Origin of the sequence: Rossellomorea sp. KS-H15a, from assembly GCF_024195245.1 — a bacterium.
GTDB lineage: Bacteria > Bacillota > Bacilli > Bacillales > Bacillaceae_B > Rossellomorea > Rossellomorea vietnamensis.
Genome location: NZ_CP096886.1, coordinates 3,676,825 through 3,702,016, shown reverse-complemented (window position 1 = coordinate 3,702,016; position 25,192 = coordinate 3,676,825). Strand labels below are relative to the sequence as shown.

The following is a 25,192-nucleotide window of genomic DNA, read 5'->3' as shown; positions in this document are numbered from 1 at the left end:
TAGGGGAGTTATCATTTATTTTTCTAAATCAATGACGATCGGTTCAAGTTCAATTTCTGTATGACCTTTCCCCGACCCGAGACTGGCAATTTCAATGGGTTCGATGATGAGTTGGCTGGCTTCTTTCTGGATGGTTCCAAACTCCGTTGTCCCTTCGTATGTTTTTCCGTTATCGGTTGAAAAACCGCCACCGCCCGTTCCGTCCATATACACATGACCCAGGTCGTCCGTCACTTTGAAGACGGGTGATACCTCCGGCCACTCCTCGAGAAGGGCGTCCGCTGCCATCTGCTTATAAGCAATGACGGTTGATACATCGGTAAACTCAATAGACTTCAGTGTGAAGGTTACATCTTTACTCTGAACCGTTTCATTGATAAGCTGCAGATCGCCTTCCAGCCGTTTTAATGAGAAGGCGAATGACCAGTCTCCTTTAACTTCTGTATCATTGGACGTGCTATAAAGAGTCTCTGGTTCCCACCTGATGTCCACCTTTTCCGGAAAGTCCCCGCCTTTAAAGCTCGGGGTGATGGAGGACAATCCGACATAGCGGGTTGGACTGATCTTGGTGAGTTGACTGCTCCCGCCGCTTCCATTCGCACCCTTGATGTCAAACCATTGTCCACCGCTGTGGATGTCTTCACCGAAATCTTTGTCCGTTTCGATGGCATAGGATATTTTGATATTCGTGCCGTCATAAACGGCGTTATCAATCAGGATGGTCACACCATTACTTGTCTGGGAAAGTCCGATATCAGTCGAGTAGTCTTCAAACTCTTTGTATGGCTCATCAGTAAAATAGCGTATGACATCGTCCATGAACGGGAGCTGTGTGGCAAACGAGGGATACGCAAAGCTTGCCGCTGTGGAGACGCCGATCAGCATAACGGATGCGACGGCCAGATTCCTCCAAATGTTTGTCTTTTTCCGTTTATTTAGAACATGTTGTTTGACGCGCTTTTTTTCCAATTCGGTCACTTTTTCTAGTTCAAGTGAGTCGATATCTAATTCCATCCATTCCTTCATGCTCATACCAGTCGCTCCTTTAATGTTACATTTGACGCTAATTTTTTCTTCCCGCGATACAAGCGGTTATCCACCGCCGCTTTCGAAAGGGTTAATTGATCAGCAATTTCTATATTGGTTAAGTCCAGGTAATACTTCATTATGAAGATGTCACGGTCCAGCTCTTCCAGGTGACTGATCGCTGCTAGTAATTCATTTTTTTCTTCCCGTCGCAATATGGATATATCGGTTCCGGGAGTACTTGATTTTTCAAGGAGAGATTCGTCCTGATGTTCACGGGCGTTCCGTTTTTCAGCCTGACGGTATCGGTCGATTGCCTTGTATTTTGTGATCATTCCAATCCACTTCCTGAAGTCTTCAGGCTCTCCTTTAAACTGATGTGCGTTTTGCCAGACGGTCAGGAATACATCGTTAATACATTCATCGACGTCCAGACGATTTTGATTGTGTAGGATTTTTGTAGCGATCGTTTTCACAAGCGGCATGTAAGCATCGATGATATATTCCAATGCATCCTCTTTTTTCTTTTTTAACCTTTTGATGAAATTGGTTGGTGAACTTTTCATTTCATTCGCTCCTTATATGATTGAAAGGCCTTTACACTATGTACAACGAATGGATGGGGAAGTTATTCTCATGTAAGTTGGAATTTTTTTTGGCTTACTCCAGTATACAATCAAGGCTGGGGAGGGAAATGGGTGATTTTGTATTTTGACGCAATTCTCGATGGGAATGGCGCAATCAAATTTTTTTTGACGCAATTATCAAAATAATGACGCAATAAAGTAAATTTTGGCGCAATTAAGACAAATGTGAAGACTTGAGCCCATCGAAAAGCCAGTCAGCAAAGCAAAATGAACCGAAGCAACCATCTTACCTATATACATGCACACAAAAGAACCCGCCACCCGGCAGGTTCACCCAACAAATCTAATCATCCTCATACTTCAACTCCAAAGTAATCTGCGTGGTCGTATAAAAGTACATCTCCTTCACTTTCAGCCGGAAATTCTTATCATTCAGCTTGACCGTTTTATTCTCAATGATTTTCTTGATGAGCTCTTTATTCCCATACACCGTTTCCAGATCCTTGGTCAAAAGGCTCCGCAAATCTTCGCTCAGTTTGTCCTCGGTTTGATGAATGCTCAGCAGCTCCACTTTTGTCTTGGTCGTGTTGATGATTTTGATTTTGACTTCCTGGATGACCAGTTCATTTTCGTTTTCCTGATTCAGCTGCTTGTATTCTTCTTGTAAGTAGGTCAGAGTATGCTTGAGTTTGCTGATGTCGTTTTTTTGTTCCTCTATTTTCAGGGCCTGTTTTTCATGCATGGTGCCGAACATGTAGAGGAAGATCATCCAGCTGATGATGCCCCCCACGACCATTCCGGCGAAGAACCGCTGCCAGGAGGGGAGTCGGTAGAAAGGGGGGATCCTCATGACGGCATATGTTCCTGGGTGAGCCACGTGATGATCATGGCAGCCGTGTTGGCTCCTCCAAGTGCAGACAGGATCCACAGGAATTGTTTGAAGAGTTCTTTTGTTTCCCCATTCAGGAAACCTTTTTCAAAGCTGTACACTGTATCGAATGTACCGCCGATCGCTGCGATGATGGCCCAGATCCGCAGGAAATCGGATAGTCGTCTCATTTCAATGAACAGGGGCTGCCCCATGGCAAACGAGGCCAATCCGCCGAGCAGTGATCCGCCGAGCAATACTCCCATAGCGATAAAGAAGCTTTTGAATAATTCAGGAAAGAAAGCTTCCGCCATTTCATCATCTCCATCTATTACGTGTCTTTACGATAACTATATGGGATTCGGGGACAAGATATGAGGGAGAACATATTTTCTTTTTTGCGGTTTCTTTCCTATAATAAAAGTATATTGAAAAAAAGGTTGTGCATAACATGTCATTTGTTCATTTACAAATAGCGAGTGCCTATAGTCTCTTGTCTAGCACGATATCGATAAATGGACTTGTACATAAAGCGAAGGAATCAGGGTACAGGGCGCTTGCCTTGACCGATAAAAATATGATGTATGCCGCGATCCCTTTTTATAAGGCGTGTGTAAAAGAAAACATCAAACCGATCATCGGATTGACCGCAGATATTGCCTCGGAGGAAGGTTCCCACCCCCTCGTTCTCCTCGTGAAAGATCAAAGTGGCTATCAGAATCTATTAAAAATCTCGAGTGCCATCGGAGCAAAGTCGAAAGAAGGATTACCGCTGAAGTGGCTCTCTTCCTACAGTAAGGGATTGATCGCCATCACTCCAGGCGTCAAGGGTGAGATAGAGAACCTGTTATTGAATGATGAAAAAGAAAAAGCTAAGGAATGTATCCGCACCTATCAACAGATGTTCGGTCGGGACTCCTTTTACTTGAGCATTCAAAAGCACGGCATTGCCTCTGAGGATTCGCTTATTCCTTTACTGCAGAAGATAGCGGAAGAGACCGGTTCGGAAATGGTCGCTACCAATGATGTACAGTACCTCGAGCAGGAAGATCATTTTGCCCATGAGTGTATGGCGGCGATCCGTGACGGGGTGAAACTGTCTGAGGATGACCGGGACGTCCTGGAATCACAGGAGTATTACTTCAAGAACAAGGATCAGATGGTGGAACTATTCTCTGATCATGTTGAGGCATTGGAAAATACAATGAAGATTGCCGACCGCTGCCATCTGACCATTCCTTTTCATCAACAGCTCCTTCCGAAATATCCTCTGCCTGAAGGAGTCACCGCCCTCGAGGAATTGACGCATCTTTGTGAAAAAGGGTTAAGCGATCGGGTCGAAACGGTAACTGATGAGTATATCGAGCGGTTGGATTATGAGCTTGAAGTCATCGGCAGGATGGGGTTCAGCGACTACTTCCTGATTGTGTGGGATTTCATGAAATACGCGAAGGACAAAAAGATCCTGACCGGACCGGGACGTGGGTCGGCCGCAGGTTCCCTCGTATCCTACGCCCTCAGAATTACGGACGTGGATCCTTTGGAGCATCATCTGCTGTTTGAACGATTCCTGAATCCAGAACGGGTGACCATGCCGGATATCGACATCGATTTCCCTGATCACCGGCGCGACGAAGTGATCGAGTATGTGGAAGGGAAGTACGGCAGCCTGCATGTCGCCCAGATCATCACGTTCGGGACGTTTGCAGCGAAAGCGGCTCTCCGTGATACGGGTCGTGTGTTTGGACTCAATATGAAGGAGCAGGAGCAGGTGTCGAAGCTCGTGCCGAACCAGCTCGGAATCACTTTGAAGGAAGCCTATGAAAAGTCGAAGGGGTTTCGCGACTTTGTGACGGGCTCTGATCATTATAAAAAATTGTTCCAGACTGCTCTCAAGCTTGAAGGACTACCGAGGCACACCTCCACCCACGCGGCGGGAGTCGTGATGAGTGAAGCTCCTTTAGTACAGTGGGTACCGATCCAGGGGAGTTCATCGGGGATTCACCTGACACAGTACTCTATGGATATTTTAGAAGAAATTGGGTTGTTGAAGATGGATTTCCTTGGGCTTCGCAATCTGAGTATATTGGAAAGAATCGTGAAGAATGTTGAAATCGGGACGGGAAAACCGTTTGCCATCGAGTCGATCCCGATGAATGATGCCAAAACGTTCGAGCTGCTCACTAAAGGGCAGACGAACGGGATCTTCCAGCTGGAATCGGATGGGATGCGGAATGTGTTAAAAAGGCTGAAACCCAATTCCTTTGAAGACATCGTGGCGGTGAACGCCTTGTACCGTCCGGGTCCGATGGAGAACATCCCGATGTATATCAACCGGAAACATGGGAAAGAGCAGGTGGAATATCCTCATCCCGATTTGAAACCGATCCTTGAAATGACGTATGGGGTCATTGTGTATCAGGAGCAGATCATGCAGATCGCATCGAAAATGGCCGGGTTCTCCCTCGGGGAAGCGGATCTCCTCAGGCGAGCCGTTTCCAAGAAGAAAAAGGGTGTCCTCGATCAGGAACGGGAGCATTTTGTTTCCGGTTCGATACGGAAAGGCTACAGGGAAGAGGTCGCCCATACAATTTATGATTTGATCGTTCGTTTTGCCGATTACGGTTTCAACCGGTCACATGCCGTGGCGTACAGTATGATCGCCTATCAACTGGCTTACCTGAAAGCCCATTATCCTGCGTTCTTCTTATCGTCACTCCTGACATCTGTCGTAGGGAATGAAACAAAGGTGGCTCAGTATATACGGGAGGCCACGCAGTATGACATTGAAATCCTGCCTCCTTCCATCAATCGCAGCCAGTTTGTTTTTACAGTCGAAGGAAAGAATGTGATCCGCTACAGCATAGGGGCGATTAAAGGAATCGGGGCCGCGGCTCTTAAGGAAATCATCCGTTCGAGAAAAGAAAAGCCGTTTCAGGATCTCTTCGATTTCTGCATGCGGGTGTCCTCGAAGACGATCAACCGGAAGATCTTAGAGAATCTTGTGCTCTCCGGGGCGTTTGATGAATTCGGGATCGACCGCGCAACCTTGCTTGCTAGCTTGGATGTGGCAGCGCAGCATGCTGAGCTTGTGAACCCTGATGACGATCCTGACCTGTTCCATGAAGAAGAGGCTTTTATGTTAAAGCCCAAATATGTGGAAGTGGATGACATGACGATCGATACGAAGCTTCAGTTTGAAAAACAGGTACTTGGACTCTACTTATCGGATCACCCGGTTTCTTCTTACCGGCCTTTATTTGAAGGAATGGGATTGCAACAGATAGCCGATCTTCAAAAAGGATCGAAAATCTCACTCGGCGGTTATATTACCGGGATGAAATCGATCCGGACCAAAAAAGGGGAAGTGATGGCTTTCCTTGAAATCGGGGACGAGAGCGGAGAGATGGAAGCCGTTGTGTTTCCGAATGTGTACAAACATAATATGCCTCTGCTCAAAGAAGGGAATATTCTCCTATTCGGGGGCAATGTGGAAGACCGCAACGATAAGCTTCAGTTCATCGTGAATCAGTTGGAAACGATGGAAGACGTTCAGGCAAGGGTGAAAGAGAGCAGCCAGAAGCTCTATTTGAAAATCGCCGCGGGTCAGGATGAAGAGGGCTGTATGGAGGGGATCCATCGAGCCATTAACCGGTTCAAAGGGAAGAATCCGGTCATCGTCTACAACGAGCAAACCAAAAAGAGTATAAGGCTTCCGGATCATCTGCGCATCAGTCCTTCACAAGAGGCTCTTAGGGAATTGTACCGAATTCTTGGGGAGTCAAACGTGATATTGCAATAACATACTTTACTAAAACCATAATTTATATTATTGTTTAATAGAAAAAGGTGGTCTGACCACCTCTGAACTTATTATTTTATTATCCAATTTTACATTTAGAAGAGTCGTTTTTAGCGATTCGATCCATAGCATGTAAAAGAATCAGAAGGAGTGAGTCAATTTGTCATTACGCGAAGAAGCTCTGCATATGCATCGAGTGAATAAAGGGAAATTAGAGTCTAAATCCAAGGTGGAAGTCCGAAATGCGGATGACTTGAGCTTAGCTTACTCCCCCGGGGTGGCGGAACCCTGCAAGGTGATCTATGACAAGCCTGAAACGGTCTATGATTACACGATGAAAGGGAATATGGTCGCGGTTGTTTCCGATGGTACGGCTGTTCTGGGTCTTGGGAATATCGGACCTGAAGCGGCTCTTCCCGTCATGGAAGGAAAAGCGGTACTATTCAAGAGTTTTGCAGGAGTCGACGCATTCCCGATCTGTTTGAACACAACGGATGTGGACAAGATCGTTGAAACCGTCAAGCTCCTTGAGCCGACGTTCGGAGGCGTGAACCTTGAAGATATCGCCGCTCCGAATTGCTTTGAAATTGAAGAGCGCCTGAAGAAAGAAACGAATATTCCTGTTTTCCATGATGATCAGCATGGTACGGCGATCGTCACCGTGGCTGGACTTGTGAACGCTCTCAAAATAGTCGGAAAGAAGATGTCCGAAATCAAAGTCGTGGCAAATGGTGCCGGTGCTGCCGGTATGGCCATCATTAAGCTTCTTTACCGTTATGGGGTAAGGGACATCATCATGTGTGATTCCAAGGGTGCGATTTATGAAGGGCGTCCTGAAGGGATGAACAGTACGAAAGATGAAGTCGCGAAGTTTACGAACCGTGACCATATCAAAGGCGGCTTAGGTGAAGTATTGAAGGATGCCGACGTATTCATCGGTGTTTCCGTGGCGGGTGCCCTGACGGAAGAGATGGTTTCTTCCATGAAGCAGGATCCAATCATCTTCGCCATGGCGAACCCGGTTCCTGAAATCATGCCGGAGCTTGCGAAAGCGGCGGGAGCCAAAGTCATTGGTACAGGCCGATCTGATTTCCCGAACCAGGTGAACAATGTCCTTGCCTTCCCTGGGATCTTCAGGGGTGCACTGGACGTACGCGCAACCCACATCAATGAAAAAATGAAGCAGGCTGCCGTTGAAGCGATCGCTTCTTTGATCACGGAAGACGAACTGAACGCAGACTATGTCATTCCTGCGCCATTCGATAAGCGTGTCGCTCCAGCCGTTGCTGCTGCCGTGGCGAAAACAGCGATGGAAACAGGGGTTGCCCGCTTAAAGGTGGACCCGGAAGAAATCCGTAAGAAAACGGAAGATTTAGCCGTCATCGGGAAGAGTGAATGATGACAGAAGTGAACTCTCTCCAAACTCACGCTAAAGTATATATTGGAATTGTTCACCAGCTGAGAGAAATGATATCAAAGGACTGTCTGAAGCCGGGAGATAAGATCCCGTCCGAGAGAGAGCTGTCCGAGCGCCTGAATGTCGGGCGATCCTCTGTCAGGGAAGCACTCCGGGCCCTTGAACTGTTGGGACTGATTGAAACCCGCAGAGGCGAAGGTACCTTCTTGCGGGACTTCAGGGATCATCATCTGATCGATCTTCTAGGCATGTTCATCCTCCAGGACGACATGGCTCAGGAAGACATTCTTCAGACGAAGATGATGATTGAAAAAGAAGCATTGAAGGCTTTGTATATAGATAAAAGGAATACAGATTCCCTGCATGTGAGCGTTTCTGAATGCGAGAACCTGGACGACGTGTTCAGGGAGATCGTCATGATGAGTTCGAATTACTTATCCCAACGGATCTGGAATATCCTGAATGATTTCGAGACGTTGATCTGTGGTGAGAAAAAACTCACAGAAGCGATGAGGGAAGAGTTGATCACCATGCTCAGTGGCATCGATCACCAGGAGAAAGAGACTGTGCAAGAGACGTATAGAAGGGTTAGGAAAATTGTCGATGAAGACGCGACAATTTCCAACATCTTTTTTTAAACACTTCCATTAAACTGATAGTCAAGCAGTTAATGCACTTACTATAGAGAAGCGAATGGGCAGCTGTCATGTAAGGGAATATTTCCCCGCTAAAAGCAAGCTAGTGTCATTCGGTAAGGAGGTTTCACCTTGCTAAAGGAACTTTTTAACAAATCAAAAAAGGAAAAGAAAAAATATGCAACGATTCCTTCTGAAGCGGCCAAACATGACGTTCCGGAAGGCATCATGACGAAATGTCCTGATTGCAAAAAAATCATGTACACGAAAGAACTTCAAAAAAACCTAAAGGTGTGTATCCATTGTGGATACCATCATGGCATGAGTTCACCAGAGAGAGTCGATAGTTTTATAGATGAGGGCACGTTCAAGGAGCTTGATCATGACCTGACTTCGGGTAACCCCCTAAACTTTCCTGATTATGAAAGTAAAGTCGAAAAGGACCGTAAGAAGACGGGCATGAACGAAGCTGTTCTGACGGGTTCAGGAAAGGTTAATGGTGTGGAAGTTGTGACAGCCATCATGGATTCCCGTTTCCGGATGGGAAGCATGGGATCGGTGGTCGGTGAAAAAATTACGAGAGCCATCGAAGAAGCCGATAAACGGAAGGTACCGTTCATCATCTTCACGGCTTCAGGCGGGGCCAGGATGCAAGAAGGTGTCCTTTCCTTGATGCAGATGGCAAAGACCAGTGTAGCGCTGAAACGTCTGAGCGATAACGGAGGGCTTTTCATCTCGATCATGACCCATCCGACGACAGGCGGAGTATCCGCAAGTTTCGCATCCGTCGGGGATTATAACTTTGCTGAGCCGGGAGCACTGATTGGATTCGCAGGCAGAAGAATCATCGAGCAGACGATCCGTGAAGACCTGCCGGAAGACTTCCAGACATCCGAATTTTTATTAAAACATGGACAACTTGACGGAGTCATTTCGAGACTCGAGTTGAAAGAGAAAATCGGGACAATACTTGATATACATCAGTGGGACGGTGATCTGCCATGGTAAATGAGATGGAATTTGAAAAGCCTGTATACGAGCTCAAGAAGAAAATTGCCGAACTGAAGGAGTTCACCCAGAATTCGGACGTCGATTTATCGAAGGAAATCGAGAAGCTTGAGCACCGTCTCACAAAGCTTCAAAATGATATCTACGAAAACATGAAGCCGTGGGAAAGGGTCCAGGTGGCCCGTCATCCAGAGCGTCCGACGACTCTGGATTACATCAAGTACCTCTTTACGGACTTCATTGAAATGCACGGAGACCGCCTGTATGGGGATGACGAAGCGATTGTGTCAGGCGTCGGGAAGTTTCACGATGTCCCTGTGACGATCATCGGTCACCAAAGAGGGAAAGATACGAAAGAAAACATCCGCCGGAACTTTGGGATGCCTCATCCGGAAGGATACCGAAAAGCACTGCGCTTGATGAAACAGGCGGACAAGTTCAATCGTCCGATCATCTGCTTTATCGATACAAAAGGTGCGTATCCCGGAAAAGCGGCAGAGGAACGCGGACAGAGTGAAGCCATTGCACGGAATCTTGTGGAGATGGCCGGCCTTACGGTTCCCGTCATCTGCATCGTCATCGGTGAAGGCGGTAGTGGTGGAGCCCTTGCACTTGGAGTGGGAAATCATATTCATATGCTTGAAAACTCCACCTACTCCGTCATCTCACCTGAAGGGGCAGCGGCCATCCTCTGGAAGGATTCCACCCAGGCGAAACGCGCGGCTGAATCCATGAAGATTACGGCTCCCGACCTTAAGGAGCTTGGGATCATCGATGACATCATCACGGAAGTAAAAGGCGGAGCCCATAAAGATGTCGAGGAACAAGCGAAGTATATCAACGACGTCCTTATGAGCTCACTGAAAGAGTTGGTTCCGATGAAAAAGGACGAACTCATCCAACATCGTTATGAAAAATTCAAGGCGATGGGTGAATATTCGGTTTTAAATGATCTTATCGGGGTAAAATCATAACAAACGATGGACTGACAAATAGGAGATACCATTTGTCAGTCTTTTTCATTCAATCTTAATAATTCCTACCCGGAAAAAGGGCTTTGTGACGATATTTTGAAGGTTTTAACAATTAAAACGCTTCCATTTAATAGATTATTTCGTCTTTTGCTATTCCTCCTAGTAACTTGTTGAGAACCTTGAACCTTCGTGTTATTTTAGAAATAATCCAAAGTCTATTGGTCCATAATAATGTAATGAATGAAAACTGGAATTTTCCTTTTCTTTGATTTATGTGAAACGATTAACAATACCATTCAATTACATATAAAGGCATATTTCTTAATGAGGTGATCGTAGTGAAAAAGATTGGTGTATTGACAAGTGGTGGAGATTCACCCGGTATGAATGCAGCAGTCCGTGCAGTTGTGCGTAAAGCCATCTTCATGGATATAGAGGTATATGGTATTTATCAAGGGTATAATGGATTAATCAACGGGAACATCAAGAAGCTTGAGCTTGGTTCTGTCGGTGATATCATCCATCGTGGCGGTACGATGCTTTATACAGCCCGCTGTGAAGAATTCAAAACAAAAGAAGGACAGAAAAAAGGGATCGAGCAACTAGAAAAACACGGCATCGAAGGTCTCGTTGTCATTGGTGGGGACGGTTCTTACCAAGGGGCAAAAGCCTTGACGGAATGGGGATACCCATGTGTCGGTGTACCGGGGACGATCGATAATGATATCCCTGGGACTGAATATACGATCGGTTTTGATACAGCGCTGAACACGGTCATCGATGCGATCGATAAAATCCGTGATACGGCTACATCCCATGAGCGGACGTTCATCATTGAAGTAATGGGACGCAACGCCGGGGATATCGCTCTTTGGGCAGGTCTTGCCGGCGGAGCGGAAACGGTCCTGATCCCTGAGGAGAAATTCGATCTTGACGACGTAGTCGGCCGTTTGAAAAAAGGACAGGAACGCGGAAAGAAACATAGTATCATCATTGTTGCAGAAGGTGTCATGTCTGCCAATGAATTTGCGAACCGCTTCACAGAAGCAACAGGAATGGATACGCGAGTCTCCGTCCTTGGTCATATCCAGCGCGGTGGAACGCCGACAGCTGCAGACCGTGTCCTTGCCAGCCGTTTAGGGGCTCATGCCGTTGAGCTATTGGCCCAGGGTAAAGGCGGAAGAGCGGTAGGAATTGAGAAAAATCAACTTGTTGATTACGATATTATTGAAGCACTTGCCAAGCCACATCAAATTGATTTGAACATGTACAGACTTTCCAAAGAGCTTTCAATCTAAATTGTTGTAAGATTTCAGGAGGTAAAAGAAAATGAGAAAAACGAAAATAGTATGTACGATCGGTCCTGCCAGTGAAAGTGTAGAGAAGTTATCACAACTGATTGAAGCAGGAATGAACGTTTCCCGCTTGAACTTTTCACATGGTGACCACGATGAGCACGGACAGCGCATCATCAATATCCGCGAAGCAGCAGAAAAAGCCGGTAAAACAGTCGGGATCCTGCTTGATACTAAAGGTCCGGAAATCCGCACGAACAATATGCAAGACGGAGCTATTGAATTAACACAAGGATCCAACATCATCGTTTCCATGAAAGAAGTACTGGGAACAACTGAAAAATTCTCCGTTACATACGAAGGATTGATCGATGATGTTCATGTTGGTTCCAAGATTCTTCTTGATGACGGATTAATCGAGTTGGACGTGACCGAAATCGACAAAGCGAACGGTGAAATCCATACACATGTTGCCAACAGCGGTACACTTAAAAATAAAAAAGGTGTAAACGTACCGGGCGTTTCTGTGAACCTTCCGGGAATCACGGAGAAAGATGCCAGCGATATCGTATTCGGTATCGGACAAGGTGTTGACTTTATCGCAGCATCATTCGTACGTCGTGCATCTGATGTACTTGAAATCCGTCAATTACTGGAAGAACACAACGCGTCTCATATCCAAATCATCCCTAAAATTGAAAACCAAGAGGGTGTAGACAACATCGATGAAATCCTTGAAGTATCTGACGGATTGATGGTTGCGCGTGGAGACCTTGGTGTGGAGATCCCAGCTGAGGAAGTACCACTTGTGCAGAAGATGCTGATCAAGAAATGTAATTCACTTGGTAAGCCTGTCATCACAGCGACTCAAATGCTTGATTCTATGCAGCGCAACCCAAGACCGACAAGAGCGGAAGCAAGTGACGTAGCGAACGCCATCTTTGATGGGACAGATGCGATCATGCTTTCTGGTGAAACGGCAGCAGGTTCTTACCCTGTAGAAGCGGTTCAAACGATGCATAATATCGCTTCAAGAGCAGAAACGGCACTTGATTACGATGCCATCCTTTCTTCACGCAGCAAAGACAGCGAGCACAATATGACGGATGCCATCGGTCAATCCGTTGCCTATACAGCTCTTAATCTTGATGTGAATGCCATTGTCGCTCCGACTGAGAGTGGCCACACGGCACGCATGATCTCTAAATACCGTCCGAAAGCACCAATCGTAGCCGTGACTGGTACAGACTCTGTATCACGCCGCCTGGCACTTGTATGGGGCGTCTACCCTACAGTCGGCCGCAAAGTGACGACAACCGATGAAATGCTTGATATGGCAGTAGAAGAGAGCGTCAACTCAGGTATGACGAAGCACGGAGACCGCATCGTCATCACAGCGGGTGTTCCGATCGGTGAATCCGGAACGACGAACCTGATGAAAATCCACGTAGTGGGCGATGTCGTTGCAAAAGGTCAAGGAATCGGACGTAAATCTGCATACGGTAAAGCAGTCGTGGCAACAACAGCTGAAGAAGCCGTAAAGAACATGACTGATGGTGGCGTCCTTGTCACAATCGGCACTGACAAAGAAATGATGCCTGCCCTTGAAAAATGTTCGGCACTGATCGTCGAAGAAGGCGGCCTGACAAGTCATGCAGCCGTAGTCGGTATCAATCTTGGAATTCCTGTTGTGGTCGGAGTCGACCATGCCACTTCATTATTCAAGAGTGGCCAGGAAATCACGGTGGATGCGACTCATGGCGTGATTTATAATGGGTATGCGAGTGTATTGTAAGTAGATAGTTATGGGAAAACCAGAGTCTTTTTGTGGGCTCTGGTTTTTTATATTGGATGGAGTGTTGTGGAGCCCCCTTCAAAGCACTGCAACAAGGATAACCCTCAACATAAAACACAATTTCTCTAATATGCTATAATAAATACTAAGCAAGTATTAAACCAAATGGAGGAATCCATCATGAGATATATGCTTTTACTATTGATTATCATACCGGCACTTGAAATAGGCTTATTGGTCCTTTCTGGACAGGCCATTGGTCTTATCCCAACCGTGTTATTGATTATTACGACAGGGATCCTTGGAGCGTACCTTGCGAAGAAGCAGGGGATCGAAACGATAAGGAAGGCTCAGCGGGACATGCAATATGGTCAGATGCCCGGGGAGGCCATCATGGATGGTCTATGTATACTGGTGGGCGGAATCGTCCTGCTGACACCAGGATTCATTACGGATGCTCTTGGATTTCTCTTATTGCTCCCGGCTACGAGGAGAATATTCAAGCCATTCTTCTATCGGTTATTCAAACGCTTGATCAACAAAGGGAACGTCATTATATACAGATAACGGAAAACGCACTGCTCACCGATGGAGCAGTGCGTTTTCTTATTTCACACCCATGATGAATTTCCACGTATCTTCAAATACCCCAGCTCTTTTTAAAGTAGATAATATCACCAGTACAACAGGACCAACGATCAGTCCGAGAAAACCGATGAGTTTAAACCCGACAAATAAAGCAATAAGAGTGGCCAAGGGATCGAGTCCGATGCTTGAAGATAGCACTTTCGGCTCCATGATCTGCCGCTGGACGACTACGACCAGGTACAGGACCGAAAGCCCGATCCCCAAACCTGTATTGCCCGTAATGAATTCATAGATGATCCACGGCACGAATACTGCCCCTGTCCCGAGATATGGGAGGATATCCACGAGACCTGTCACGAGTGCGATGGTGATTGCGTAATCTACTCTCAGGATGATCAATCCGATCAGAACGATGATCGCTGTGATGGAAATGAGAGTGAATTGAGCACGGATGAACCCGAACAGTGCCCGTTTTAAGTCGAAGAACACCTTTCTCCCACTGCTCATCGCCTTACCCGGAATGATTTTCTCCGCTTTGGCGGATAATGTATACCAATCCTTGCTGATGAAGAATGTGGCGAGCGCCGCAAAGATCAGGACTGACGCAGCATTTGGGATCCATGAGATCAGCTGGGGCAGTTTGGTGAAAAAGTTTTGCAGAAAATCACCAGCCGACGTCGCGATTTTCGTTCCGGCTGTCTGGACATTTTCGAGGATCGTATCCTGCTGCCCGGCTTCAAGATTTTTGAATAATCCTGCGAGCTGATTGTACAGGGGGATGACCTGTCCGACAATGATATCCTCTGCATATGTAACAAGGGTTTGAACATGCTTAGGCAGTTCTTCTGCCAAGTAATTTGCTCCGGAGACTATTTCGGCAATCAATAATGTGATGAGACCTGCGAAAATGGCGACAATCAAGATGAGGGATACGGTGACGGCCCATATCCTTGGGAGCCATTTCTCCAGCCCGTTCACCAGGGGATTGATCAACAAGGCGATGGCAACGGCGATGATGAATGGGTATGCAAGCTTCCATATGTAATAGAGTGAAATCAATGAGAGAATGATGATCGCGAGAACGATCAGAAAGCGAATCGTTCGATAAACATAATCTAAATTCAAGGGTTTCCCTCCTACCGGGTCTAGTACTTCTATTTTATAGGAGACAGGAAATGAAAGGAAGATATATTTGCAGTGGCAGGAGCATTTTATGAAAGATATGAAAAGTTGATATGGTAGGATAATGATTGGAGTACATATAGGAGAGGCAGGGGAATGATATGACTCAGCCATTCATGTTTTTATTGCTTTTATTGGGAATCGGGCTGATGGCGAAAAATCAATCTATCATTATAGCCGTAGCATTTCTACTTGTATTAAAGCTGCTCGGGCTGGATGAGAAGATTTTTTCGACGATTCAGTCGAAAGGCATTAACTGGGGTGTGACGATCATTACGATTGCCGTCCTTGCACCGATTGCGACAGGGGAAATCGGCTTTAAGGATCTCGTTGATTCGTTGAAGTCCCCATATGCGTGGATTGCACTCGCCTCTGGGATGGCAGTGGCATTGATTGCGAAGAATGGGTTGATTCTATTGGAAGATGACCCCCACCTGACAACGGCCCTCGTCCTTGGCACAGTGTTAGCCGTCGCTCTCTTTAAAGGGGTTGCCGTCGGGCCTTTGATCGGAGCCGGGATCGCCTATCTTGCTATGAAATTGTACGAATTATTTCTGTGAATATGCATGGGTGATCCCCCGGTTTGATCCTCTTTTTATCCCTGGTTTATTTTTCTAGAAAAATAATTTTTATAGAAATTGATGCGTTTTCATTCACAAAAGTCAGATAATTGTTTATAATAGGAAATGTAAGCGCATCCCAAGCTCTCATGTTATCATAGAAGAGCCGGGAATCATTTTTTGTATAGGAATTGAGCAATCGCTCAACGTGTTTCTTTACGTTCTATTTAAACAAGCCTACTAGATTTAATAGATCGTTTTGTAGGGTTTTATACTCATATGAAAATGGGTAAAGATTAACAAAAGGAGAGGTTTATTATGACAGCAACTCGCGGATTAGAAGGAGTTGTAGCAACGACATCGTCCATCAGCTCCATCATTGACGATACTCTTACATATGTTGGCTACAACATTGATGATTTAGCAAACAATGCAAGCTTCGAAGAGGTTATCTACTTATTGTGGCACCTGAAGCTTCCTACTGCCTCTGAACTTCAAGAATTTACAGAACTGTTGGCTGCTAACGCTGAATTGCCGAAAGAAGTCATCGAACATTTCAAAATGTATGACATCAAAAAGGTTCACCCGATGGCCGCTTTACGTTCTGCTGTATCTTTACTGGGACTATATGATGACAAAGCAGATGTGATGGAAGATAAGGAAAACTATCTGAAAGCCGTTCGCCTTCAAGCGAAGATCCCGACGATCGTCACGAGCTTTGCACGTATCCGCAACGGTCAGGAACCGATTGCACCACGTCAGGATTTAGGTTTTGCCGCTAACTTCCTATACATGCTGACAGGAAAAGATCCTGAGCCTGTTGAAGTTGAAGCATTTAATAAAGCACTTGTCCTTCATGCGGACCATGAGTTAAACGCTTCCACGTTCACAGCGCGTGTATGTGTGGCAACTCTATCAGATGTCTACTCAGGTGTTACCGCTGCAATCGGAGCTTTAAAAGGTCCGCTTCACGGTGGTGCGAATGAGCAGGTTATGAAGATGCTTACTGAAATCGGTTCTGTTGATAAAGCAGAAGAATATATCCTGGACAAGTTAGAGAAGAAAGAAAAAATCATGGGCTTCGGTCACCGTGTTTACCGTCAAGGGGATCCACGTGCGAAGCATTTGAAAGAAATGTCCAAAAAATTAACTGAATTAACAGGACAAAGCGAATACTACGAAATGTCCGTTAAGGTAGAAGACGTATTTACGTCAAACAAAGGCTTGCCGCCAAATGTTGATTTCTACTCAGCATCTGTGTATCACAGCTTAGGCATCGATCATGATCTATTCACTCCGATCTTTGCGGTAAGCCGTGTATCCGGCTGGTTGGCACATATCCTTGAACAATATTCCAACAACCGCCTGATCCGCCCTCGTGCTGATTATGTAGGGCCTGGCAAGCAGGAATATGTACCTGTTGATCAAAGAGGTTAATCATCGATATTTACAAATAGTAAAAATATTGGTGTAATAATAAGAGAAGGGGAATGACTCAATATGCTTCTAATGGGTCATCCCCTTTGATAATGAAAAAATGGAGGTTACATAATGACACAAGGTGAAAAAATTACAAACCAGAATGGCCAACTTAATGTGCCTAACAATCCAATCGTCCCATTCATTGAAGGTGACGGAACGGGTCCAGATATTTGGGCAGCAGCTCAACGCGTCCTCGATGCTTCTGTAGAGAAAGCATACAAAGGCGAACGCAAGATTTCCTGGAAAGAAGTATATGCTGGGGAAAAAGCATTCAACAAAACGGGTGAATGGCTTCCAAACGATACACTAGAAGCAATCCGTGAATATTTCATCGCGATCAAAGGTCCACTTACGACTCCTGTAGGCGGCGGAATCCGTTCATTGAACGTTGCGCTTCGCCAGGAATTGGATCTATTCACATGCCTGCGTCCAGTACGCTACTTTGAAGGTGTTCCTTCACCGGTTAAGCGTCCTGAAGATACTGATATGGTCATCTTCCGTGAAAACACTGAAGATATCTATGCAGGTATCGAGTACGCTAAAGGTTCTGATGAAGTGAAGAAATTAATCAGCTTCCTTCAAGACGAAATGGGCGTTAACAAAATCCGTTTCCCTGAAACATCAGGTATCGGAATCAAGCCAGTGTCTGAAGAAGGGACAAGCCGTTTAGTCCGTGCAGCAATCAACTATGCAATCACTGAAGGCCGTAAATCAGTGACTCTAGTTCACAAAGGAAACATCATGAAGTTCACTGAAGGAGCTTTCAAAAACTGGGGTTACGAGCTTGCTGAGAAAGAATTCGGCGATAAAGTATTCACTTGGGCTCAATATGACAAGATCAAAGAAGCTGACGGATTGGAAGCAGCTAATAAAGCTCAATCTGATGCTGAAGCAGCAGGTAAGATCATCGTGAAGGATTCAATCGCTGATATCTTCTTACAGCAAATCCTTACTCGTCCAGCTGAGTTTGATGTAGTGGCAACAATGAACCTAAACGGAGATTACATCTCTGATGCATTAGCAGCTCAAGTAGGTGGAATCGGTATTGCTCCAGGAGCAAACATCAACTACGAATCAGGACATGCGATCTTTGAGGCAACTCACGGAACGGCTCCTAAATATGCAGGTATGGATAAAGTGAATCCTTCATCTGTCATCCTTTCAGGTGTGCTTATGCTTGAACACCTTGGTTGGACAGAAGCTGCTAACCTGATCACAAAATCAATGGAAAAAACAATCGCTTCTAAAGTGGTAACATATGACTTCGCCCGTCTGATGGATGGCGCGACAGAAGTGAAATGCTCTGAGTTCGGTTCAGCTTTAATCGATAACATGGAAGCATAATAATGTGACATAAGGGTGGGGTGCTTCGTATTGGAGCACTCCTTCCTTTACATAATGAGACGAATAGGAGGAATCATGATGGCAATTAAACGTAGAAAAGTATCTGTAATCGGTGGAGGTTTCACCGGGGCGACAACGGCATTGATGCTCGCCCAGAAAGAGCTTGGAGATGTTGTATTGGTTGATATTCCGCAAAACGAGGATCCAACGAAAGGGAAAGCACTGGATATGCTTGAGGCAAGTCCTGTACAGGGCTTTGATTCAACCATCATCGGTACGTCCAATTATGAAGATACAAAGGATTCCGATATCGTTGTCATCACTGCCGGGATTGCCCGTAAACCGGGTATGAGCCGTGATGATCTGGTTCAGACCAATCAAAAGGTCATGAAATCAGTGACTCAGCAAATCGTGAAGCATTCACCTGACTGTTACATCATCGTTCTGACCAATCCAGTGGATGCCATGACCTATACAGTCTTCAAGGAATCCGGTTTCCCGAAAGAGCGCGTAATCGGACAATCAGGAGTCCTGGATACAGCTCGCTTCCGCACCTTTGTCGCACAGGAATTAAACCTGTCCGTGAAGGATATTACAGGATTCGTCCTCGGCGGCCACGGTGATGACATGGTTCCTCTTATTCGTTACTCATACGCTGGAGGCATCCCTCTGGAGACACTGATCCCGAAAGACCGCTTGGACGCCATCGTTGAGCGCACCCGTAAGGGCGGAGGAGAAATCGTGGGACTTCTCGGTAACGGAAGTGCCTACTACGCACCTGCCGCATCCCTCGTCCAAATGGTCGAAGCCATCCTTAAAGACCAGCGCCGCGTCATCCCGGCCATTGCCTACCTTGAAGGTGAGTACGGATTCGAAGGCATCTACCTCGGCGTCCCGACCATCCTAGGTGGTAACGGTCTCGAGAAAATAATCGAACTCGAACTAACAGAAGACGAAAAAGCCGCACTAGCCAACTCAGCCGACGCAGTGAAAAACGTCATGGCTTCATTGGCTTAATAATCTCAAAACTGACTTCCAAATTGGAGGTCAGTTTTTTAATGGTGAAAAGGGTGTAACTTGTATAGAAGCGAGTAAAAACTCTTTGTATGGTAACCCTAAAAATGATAAAATACTAATAGACAGACAATAAAAACAATTTTTATTATTTAAAATTGTAATCGTTTACATACTTGGAGGTGCTTCTTATGTTATTAGGGAAAAAGAGAAAACTGGGAAGAAAAATCGAAGAAATGACCGTAGGTGAAAAACTGACCCTCACAGAAAAAATTGAAGACAATGAACTTCTGCTATACCTTGGGCTCACAAATGATGCCAATCCATTATATATCCAGCACGATTATGCGTCACAGACACCTTTTAAAAAGCCGATCGTTCCATCAATCATGCTGACGGGGATCATCACGTCTGCTGTATCCAAATATCTGCCGGGACCGGGCTCCCATATCGTGGAGCAAAACATTGAATTTCCAAAGCCGGTCTATCATTATGCAACGGTTCAATTCCTCTTTGAAGTGACAGAAGTCAATCCACATAACCATCTGGTTACCATCCAGGTATCGGCTACGAACGAGGAAGATGAAAAGGTGATCAACGGAACCATCAAGGTGTGTCCGCCTCATCACCTGGAAAAAATGAATAGTCATGCATTGGAAAACTTCTAATGCCGGGAGGGAGCTATGTCATCATAGCTCTTTTTTTATGCATAAAAATGATAAAGAAAAAGCTTGAGGTGCATCCTATCATAAAGGGCAGTAAAAAACTAAAAAGGATTAAATGATGGTAAGCCCGGAGAATTATATTATAATGAAAGTACAATTACATAAACAGTTTGGATGTTGGGGTTAATTTTCTTTGGTATGGAGGCACAACACATGAGCAAAAAAATCTTGGTAGTCGATGATGAACAATCCATTGCAACACTCTTAAAGTACAATCTGGAGCAATCCGGTTATTCAGTGACAACAGCACATGACGGCGCGGAAGGAAGGGATCTTGCGATTGAACAGTCCCCGGACTTGATCGTCCTTGACCTGATGCTTCCGTCCATGGATGGAATCGAGGTATGTAAAGAATTGCGGCAGCGCAAGATCAATATCCCGATTCTGATGTTAACGGCGAAGGATGATGAATTCGATAAAGTCCTCGGTTTGGAGCTTGGCGCAGATGATTATATGACAAAACCGTTCAGCCCCCGTGAAGTGGTTGCGAGGGTGAAGGCGATCCTAAGGCGAAGCCAGGCCATTCGGGAAACGGAACCGGCTGCCGAAGAACCGACTGATTATAAGGAAGTCGGGGAACTAAAAGTATATCCTGAACAATATGAGGCGTATTTCCAAGGAGAATTACTTGAACTGACACCAAAGGAATTCGAGCTTTTATTATATTTGGTGGATAACAAAGGAAGGGTCCTTACGAGAGATCAACTGCTGAGTGCGGTATGGAACTACGACTTTGCCGGGGATACGAGAATCGTAGATGTGCATATCAGCCATCTACGGGAAAAAATCGAGTCCAATACGAAAAAACCAACCTATATCAAAACGATCCGTGGTCTCGGGTATAAATTGGAGGAGCCTAAAAATCGATGACCAAATTTAGAACAAAGCTCCTATTTGCTCTCATTACGTTGATCATCGCTGTCTTAATAGGGCTTGGTCTGCTTTTGGGCCAGATTTTCAAGAACTTCTATTTGGATACCTTTAACTCTAGGATTCAAAAGGAGACCAGGTTACTGGCAAGTTCCATTGAGGAGAACGGGGCACCAAAAGAAATCGATCCTGAAATGATCAAAGGGTTGAGCGACATATTGGATGTCCGGATCACCGTGCTCGATAAATCCGGGGATGTGGTCCACGATACGGATACGGCAGATTCACTGGTTGGTCCACAGCAGAAGAAAATCGTACAGGAAATCCAGAAAAATTGGGATGTGAAACAGAAGCATAAAAAACTCGTCACATCTGGAAATGAATATCGGTATTACTGGTATCCATTAAAAAATGCCAACGGTGAAAAGATGGGACTTCTCATTATGAGCGCAGAGGTGGATGCCCTGGAAAGAGGCACTCAGCAAATTTGGTTCGTACTGTCCATTTCCTTAGGCCTTGCCCTGGTACTCATCATCATTCTTGGCTCAAGGATTACGGTGAGGTATACAAAACCCATTGAATCAGCGACCAATGTGGCCATGGAGCTTGCCAAGGGGAATTACCGTGCCAGGACCTACGAGGACCGGCTGGATGAAACGAGTATGCTCAGCACCTCCATCAATATTCTGGCGAGAAACCTTCAGGAAATGGTGAATTCCCAGGAAATGCAGCAAGACCGCTTAACGACTTTGATTGAAAATATGGGGAGCGCTCTCCTATTGATCGATCACCGGGGGTTTGTCGTCTTAACGAACAGGACGTTCAGGGAATTCTTTAACCTGGAAGAGAGCCAACTGAAGAAAGTACGATACCATGAGGTGATTCACTATTCTGAAGTGAATAAGCTTGTGGAGGAAATCTTTATGACGGAGGAGCGATTGAGAAAGCAGATTCTCCTTCCGTACAAGCTTGATCGAAAGCACTATGAAGTGTACGGAGCCCCCATTATCGGCAACAATGACGTATGGAAAGGGATTGTCGTCGTATTCCATGACATCACCGAGCTTAAAAAGCTTGAACAGATGCGCAAAGATTTTGTGGCGAATGTTTCACACGAACTGAAGACGCCGATCACCTCGATCAAAGGATTCTCAGAAACGCTACTCGACGGGGCAATGGATGATCCTGAAACGCTGAAATCCTTCTTAGACATCATTCTAAAGGAAAGTGACCGGCTGCAGTCCCTCATTCAGGATCTGCTGGAGTTATCTAAAATTGAGAAGCAGGGTTTCCAGCTATTCGTCGAGGAAGTGGAAGTGGCAGGGTTGATAGAAGATGTAATCCCGATTTTAAAAGAAAAAGCAAAACCGAAGGACATTTCCCTTCAATCCGATTTCGAATCAAGGGGAACGGCAGAAGTGGATTCCTACCGGTTAAAACAGGTGTTCATCAACCTGATCAGCAATGCGATCGCATACACTCCGAAAGGCGGAAATGTTTCGGTCACGGTGCAGGACGATCAGGATAAAGTGTATGTGAAAGTGAAGGATAACGGGATGGGAATCAGCCAGGAAGAGCTCCCCCGCATCTTTGAACGGTTTTACCGGGTGGATAAAGCAAGAAGCCGGAATTCAGGTGGAACCGGTTTGGGCTTGGCGATTGTCAAGCATATCATTGAAGCCCATGAAGGTGATATTGAAGTGGAAAGTGAACTTGAAAAAGGAACGACTTTCACTGTCACATTGAATAAACGTGCTTCATCCATCTCTCATGGTGGAAATCAAGGAAAACCTTAGTTGTATTTCACCTTATTTACATTGTTTTTACAATCGCTTTAAATTCAATTAACAATGGGGTGTTACGATACTAAGTGAAACCCCTTCATCCAAGGTGTTACGAAAAGACGAGAACCAACCCCGTTCTCGTCTTTTCGCTTTTTATTTTTGATAACGCTTTCGCAACTCCTCTTGTCATCTTTCCTTAATATTATTGAAACCTTTTTGTCTTACGTCCGTATATCTTAGTAAGCAGAAAATAAGATATAGAGATGGAAAAGGGAGGGTGCATATGAGCTTGAAGCGTGTTTATACTCTGGCAGGAATGGTGCTCGCAGCCATAATTCTAATTGTTGTCCTACTGACATCCTGGTATACCGTCGACGAATCAGAACAGGCACTGGTGTTGACGTTCGGGGATGCAGGCGAACCGGTTGTGGAGCCTGGACTGCATTTCAAGATGCCGTGGCCGGTGCAGTCAGTGGAAGTGCTGTCGAAAGAAACCTTCAGTCTTCAATTTGGATATGAAGAAAAAGACGGGAAAATCAAGGACTTTCCTAAAGAAACAAAAATGATCACGGGGGATGAATACATTGTGCTTGCGGATCTTGTGGTTCAATGGAAAATCACCGATCCTGAGGCCTATTTATTCAACTCGGATAAACCGAAAGAAATCCTGTACGATGCGACTTCTTCTTCATTAAGAAGCATTATCGGAAGCTCATTGATTGACGATGCCTTAACATCTGGGAAAGCCGAAATCGAGGCAGATGTAAGGGATTTATTGACGGAGTTGATCGATGATTATGATATCGGGATCTCCATTCTTGCGGTGAAGCTGCAGGATGTTGAGCTGCCGAATGCAGAGGTCCGCTCGGCGTTTACGGCGGTCACGGATGCAAGGGAAACGATGAATACGAAAATCAATGAAGCCAAGAAATATCGAAACCAGCGGACCAACGAAGCCAAAGGGGAAAAGGATGCCATCATGTCCCGGGCCAAAGGGGATAAAATCGCACGTGTGGAGCAGGCGCGTGGAGATGTAGCGGTATTTGACAAGTTATACAATGAGTATAAATCGAATCCTGACATTACAAGAAAGCGTCTCGTGCTGGAAACGTTGGAAAATGTCCTGCCGGATGCAGAAATTTATATCATGAAGGATAGTGGAGAAACCCTGAAATACTTCCCTATCCGTCAAATGGAGAATCAGAATCCTCCGGTGAAGCAGGAAGGAAGTGATGAGAATGAGTGATCAAAACGTATTTGATATCAATACAAAGAAGAAAGAACCGATCGAGTGGAAGCGCTATACAAAATTAGGAATCTTTTTCGTGATCCTCATCGCTGTCATCCTTCTCCTCTTCACAAGTCTCTTTATTGTCAAAGAAGGAGAATACAAAGTCGTCCGTCAATTTGGGGAAGTGGTACGAATCGATAAGGAGCCTGGTATGAAATATAAGATTCCGTTCATCCAATCCGTCACTACCTTACCGAAGCACCAAATGACCTATGACGTGACAGAAGCAGAGATCAACACCAAAGATAAAAAGCGGATGCTCATCGACAATTATGCCGTGTGGCGCATTGAAGACCCCCTCAAAATGATCAAAAATGCCAGAACGGTGATCAATGCCGAGACCAAGATGGAAGAATTCATCTATTCCGTCGTCCGCTCAGAGCTCGGTCGATTGGAATATGATGAAATCATCAATGATGAGAAGTCTTCAAGGGGTAGCCTAAATGATAAAGTAACAGATAAGGTGAATGAGCTGTTGCAGCGGGATAACTATGGAATCGTCGTTCAGGATGTTCGCATGAAGCGCACCGACCTGCCTGAAGCGAATGAAAACTCCGTCTATACCCGAATGATCTCGGAACGGGACTCCAAAGCACAGGAATATCTGTCCATGGGGGATGCCGAGAAACAACGGGTGACGGCTGAAACCGATCGTGAAGTGAAAGAGCTCCTTGCAAAAGCAGGGGCAGATGCCAATGTGATCCGGGCCGAAGGGGAAGCCGAAGCCGCACAAATTTACAACAAATCCTTCTCGAAGGACCCGAGCTTCTATGACCTCTATAAAACGCTCGAAACGTATAAGAAGACCGTGGATGATAAAACCGTCATCATCTTACCGTCCGATTCGCCGTATGCGAGGCTGTTGATGGGGTATACGGAGTAATAGGAAGGGACTCTTTGAAAAATGGAATGATCCATTTTCGAAGAGTTTTTTCTTTTATAAGG

General features: G+C 45.6%; 22 protein-coding genes. 17 read left to right on the top strand and 5 right to left on the bottom strand.

Annotated elements, in window-relative coordinates; genetic code table 11:
• Positions 1 to 15: 15 nt before the first annotated feature.
• The 4 genes from M1J35_RS18915 to M1J35_RS18900 form a co-directional block, all read right to left on the bottom strand.
• Positions 16 to 1,032 (bottom strand): DUF4179 domain-containing protein, encoded by a 1,017-nt coding sequence (locus tag M1J35_RS18915; RefSeq protein ID WP_254651931.1) that lies wholly within the window; start codon positions 1,030 to 1,032, stop codon positions 16 to 18.
• Positions 1,029 to 1,592 carry a sigma-70 family RNA polymerase sigma factor gene (locus tag M1J35_RS18910; protein WP_254651930.1) on the bottom strand — a complete coding sequence of 188 codons (564 nt, stop codon included), beginning with the start codon at positions 1,590 to 1,592 and terminating at the stop codon, positions 1,029 to 1,031. The genes M1J35_RS18915 and M1J35_RS18910 overlap by 4 nt, the downstream gene beginning before the upstream one ends.
• A 364-nt stretch (positions 1,593 to 1,956) precedes the next feature.
• Positions 1,957 to 2,490, bottom strand: a complete 534-nt coding sequence (ytrI, locus tag M1J35_RS18905) for a sporulation membrane protein YtrI (protein ID WP_254651929.1) — start codon at positions 2,488 to 2,490, stop codon at positions 1,957 to 1,959.
• The gene (locus M1J35_RS18900) at positions 2,460 to 2,795 is read right to left on the bottom strand and encodes a sporulation membrane protein YtrH (RefSeq protein WP_034756917.1); all 336 of its coding nucleotides are present in this window, start codon (positions 2,793 to 2,795) and stop codon (positions 2,460 to 2,462) included. Before M1J35_RS18900 ends, ytrI begins: the two co-directional genes overlap by 31 nt.
• Before the next feature lie 137 nt (positions 2,796 to 2,932).
• Between M1J35_RS18900 and dnaE the strand changes: the two genes are divergently transcribed.
• The 8 genes from dnaE to M1J35_RS18860 all read left to right on the top strand — a co-directional run bounded on the left by dnaE (position 2,933) and on the right by M1J35_RS18860 (position 13,974).
• On the top strand, positions 2,933 to 6,283 hold the full coding sequence (gene dnaE, locus M1J35_RS18895; RefSeq protein ID WP_254651928.1) for a DNA polymerase III subunit alpha: 3,351 nt from the start codon (positions 2,933 to 2,935) through the stop codon (positions 6,281 to 6,283).
• A 160-nt stretch (positions 6,284 to 6,443) separates the two neighbouring features.
• Positions 6,444 to 7,682 (top strand): NADP-dependent malic enzyme, encoded by a 1,239-nt coding sequence (locus tag M1J35_RS18890; RefSeq protein ID WP_079532813.1) that lies wholly within the window; start codon positions 6,444 to 6,446, stop codon positions 7,680 to 7,682.
• A complete protein-coding gene (locus tag M1J35_RS22770) occupies positions 7,679 to 8,338 on the top strand; it encodes a FadR/GntR family transcriptional regulator (protein WP_263497462.1) in 660 nt (219 codons plus the stop codon). The genes M1J35_RS18890 and M1J35_RS22770 overlap by 4 nt, the downstream gene beginning before the upstream one ends.
• Positions 8,339 to 8,467: 129 nt before the next feature.
• Positions 8,468 to 9,343: an acetyl-CoA carboxylase, carboxyltransferase subunit beta gene (gene accD, locus M1J35_RS18880; RefSeq protein WP_034756926.1), complete on the top strand. Its 876-nt coding sequence runs from the start codon at positions 8,468 to 8,470 to the stop codon at positions 9,341 to 9,343.
• Positions 9,337 to 10,317 (top strand): acetyl-CoA carboxylase carboxyl transferase subunit alpha, encoded by a 981-nt coding sequence (gene accA, locus M1J35_RS18875; protein ID WP_034756929.1) that lies wholly within the window; start codon positions 9,337 to 9,339, stop codon positions 10,315 to 10,317. Before accD ends, accA begins: the two co-directional genes overlap by 7 nt.
• Positions 10,318 to 10,655: 338 nt before the next feature.
• Positions 10,656 to 11,615 (top strand): 6-phosphofructokinase, encoded by a 960-nt coding sequence (gene pfkA, locus M1J35_RS18870; RefSeq protein ID WP_034756932.1) that lies wholly within the window; start codon positions 10,656 to 10,658, stop codon positions 11,613 to 11,615.
• Between the two features lie 31 nt (positions 11,616 to 11,646).
• A complete protein-coding gene (gene pyk / locus M1J35_RS18865; protein WP_229593900.1) occupies positions 11,647 to 13,407 on the top strand; it encodes a pyruvate kinase in 1,761 nt (586 codons plus the stop codon).
• A gap of 180 nt (positions 13,408 to 13,587) precedes the next feature.
• Positions 13,588 to 13,974 carry an FxsA family protein gene (locus M1J35_RS18860; RefSeq protein ID WP_254651927.1) on the top strand — a complete coding sequence of 129 codons (387 nt, stop codon included), beginning with the start codon at positions 13,588 to 13,590 and terminating at the stop codon, positions 13,972 to 13,974.
• A 39-nt stretch (positions 13,975 to 14,013) separates the two neighbouring features.
• Here M1J35_RS18860 and ytvI read toward each other — a convergent pair whose 3' ends face one another.
• On the bottom strand, positions 14,014 to 15,120 hold the full coding sequence (gene ytvI, locus M1J35_RS18855; RefSeq protein WP_034756941.1) for a sporulation integral membrane protein YtvI: 1,107 nt from the start codon (positions 15,118 to 15,120) through the stop codon (positions 14,014 to 14,016).
• 158 nt (positions 15,121 to 15,278) lie between these two features.
• On the opposite strand from ytvI, the gene M1J35_RS18850 reads away from it, so the two are divergent.
• The 9 genes from M1J35_RS18850 (at position 15,279) to hflC (ending at position 25,130) form a co-directional block, all read left to right on the top strand.
• The gene (locus M1J35_RS18850; protein ID WP_034756944.1) at positions 15,279 to 15,737 is read left to right on the top strand and encodes a DUF441 domain-containing protein; all 459 of its coding nucleotides are present in this window, start codon (positions 15,279 to 15,281) and stop codon (positions 15,735 to 15,737) included.
• A gap of 318 nt (positions 15,738 to 16,055) precedes the next feature.
• Positions 16,056 to 17,174 carry a citrate synthase gene (gene citZ, locus M1J35_RS18845; RefSeq protein ID WP_229593906.1) on the top strand — a complete coding sequence of 373 codons (1,119 nt, stop codon included), beginning with the start codon at positions 16,056 to 16,058 and terminating at the stop codon, positions 17,172 to 17,174.
• Positions 17,175 to 17,288: 114 nt separating this feature from the next.
• The gene (gene icd / locus M1J35_RS18840) at positions 17,289 to 18,563 is read left to right on the top strand and encodes an NADP-dependent isocitrate dehydrogenase (RefSeq protein WP_034756950.1); all 1,275 of its coding nucleotides are present in this window, start codon (positions 17,289 to 17,291) and stop codon (positions 18,561 to 18,563) included.
• 78 nt (positions 18,564 to 18,641) lie between these two features.
• Positions 18,642 to 19,580, top strand: coding sequence for a malate dehydrogenase (gene mdh / locus M1J35_RS18835; protein WP_254653802.1), 939 nt, complete (start codon positions 18,642 to 18,644; stop codon positions 19,578 to 19,580).
• Between the two features lie 188 nt (positions 19,581 to 19,768).
• Positions 19,769 to 20,245 carry a MaoC family dehydratase gene (locus M1J35_RS18830; RefSeq protein ID WP_061811468.1) on the top strand — a complete coding sequence of 159 codons (477 nt, stop codon included), beginning with the start codon at positions 19,769 to 19,771 and terminating at the stop codon, positions 20,243 to 20,245.
• A 210-nt stretch (positions 20,246 to 20,455) separates the two neighbouring features.
• On the top strand, positions 20,456 to 21,172 hold the full coding sequence (locus M1J35_RS18825) for a response regulator transcription factor (RefSeq protein WP_034756976.1): 717 nt from the start codon (positions 20,456 to 20,458) through the stop codon (positions 21,170 to 21,172).
• A complete protein-coding gene (gene pnpS, locus M1J35_RS18820; RefSeq protein WP_224519364.1) occupies positions 21,169 to 22,968 on the top strand; it encodes a two-component system histidine kinase PnpS in 1,800 nt (599 codons plus the stop codon). Before M1J35_RS18825 ends, pnpS begins: the two co-directional genes overlap by 4 nt.
• Positions 22,969 to 23,239: 271 nt before the next feature.
• On the top strand, positions 23,240 to 24,202 hold the full coding sequence (gene hflK / locus M1J35_RS18815) for an FtsH protease activity modulator HflK (RefSeq protein WP_224519365.1): 963 nt from the start codon (positions 23,240 to 23,242) through the stop codon (positions 24,200 to 24,202).
• Positions 24,195 to 25,130, top strand: a complete 936-nt coding sequence (hflC, locus tag M1J35_RS18810) for a protease modulator HflC (RefSeq protein ID WP_061811472.1) — start codon at positions 24,195 to 24,197, stop codon at positions 25,128 to 25,130. Before hflK ends, hflC begins: the two co-directional genes overlap by 8 nt.
• Positions 25,131 to 25,192 lie beyond the last annotated feature (62 nt).

Bases quoted from the DNA above. Each gene is read 5' to 3' on its own strand.
- icd (WP_034756950.1), top strand. From the start codon at position 17,289: ATGACACAAGGTGAAAAAATTACAAACCAGAATGGCCAACTTAATGTG.
- M1J35_RS18900 (WP_034756917.1), bottom strand. From the start codon at position 2,795: ATGGCGGAAGCTTTCTTTCCTGAATTATTCAAAAGCTTCTTTATCGCT.
- hflK (WP_224519365.1), top strand. From the start codon at position 23,240: ATGAGCTTGAAGCGTGTTTATACTCTGGCAGGAATGGTGCTCGCAGCC.
- pyk (WP_229593900.1), top strand. From the start codon at position 11,647: ATGAGAAAAACGAAAATAGTATGTACGATCGGTCCTGCCAGTGAAAGT.
- M1J35_RS18910 (WP_254651930.1), bottom strand. From the start codon at position 1,592: ATGAAAAGTTCACCAACCAATTTCATCAAAAGGTTAAAAAAGAAAAAA.
- M1J35_RS18850 (WP_034756944.1), top strand. From the start codon at position 15,279: ATGACTCAGCCATTCATGTTTTTATTGCTTTTATTGGGAATCGGGCTG.
- accA (WP_034756929.1), top strand. From the start codon at position 9,337: ATGGTAAATGAGATGGAATTTGAAAAGCCTGTATACGAGCTCAAGAAG.
- M1J35_RS18830 (WP_061811468.1), top strand. From the start codon at position 19,769: ATGTTATTAGGGAAAAAGAGAAAACTGGGAAGAAAAATCGAAGAAATG.
- mdh (WP_254653802.1), top strand. From the start codon at position 18,642: ATGGCAATTAAACGTAGAAAAGTATCTGTAATCGGTGGAGGTTTCACC.
- citZ (WP_229593906.1), top strand. From the start codon at position 16,056: ATGACAGCAACTCGCGGATTAGAAGGAGTTGTAGCAACGACATCGTCC.
- M1J35_RS18915 (WP_254651931.1), bottom strand. From the start codon at position 1,032: ATGAGCATGAAGGAATGGATGGAATTAGATATCGACTCACTTGAACTA.
- M1J35_RS22770 (WP_263497462.1), top strand. From the start codon at position 7,679: ATGATGACAGAAGTGAACTCTCTCCAAACTCACGCTAAAGTATATATT.
- pnpS (WP_224519364.1), top strand. From the start codon at position 21,169: ATGACCAAATTTAGAACAAAGCTCCTATTTGCTCTCATTACGTTGATC.
- M1J35_RS18860 (WP_254651927.1), top strand. From the start codon at position 13,588: ATGAGATATATGCTTTTACTATTGATTATCATACCGGCACTTGAAATA.
- dnaE (WP_254651928.1), top strand. From the start codon at position 2,933: ATGTCATTTGTTCATTTACAAATAGCGAGTGCCTATAGTCTCTTGTCT.
- M1J35_RS18825 (WP_034756976.1), top strand. From the start codon at position 20,456: ATGAGCAAAAAAATCTTGGTAGTCGATGATGAACAATCCATTGCAACA.
- hflC (WP_061811472.1), top strand. From the start codon at position 24,195: ATGAGTGATCAAAACGTATTTGATATCAATACAAAGAAGAAAGAACCG.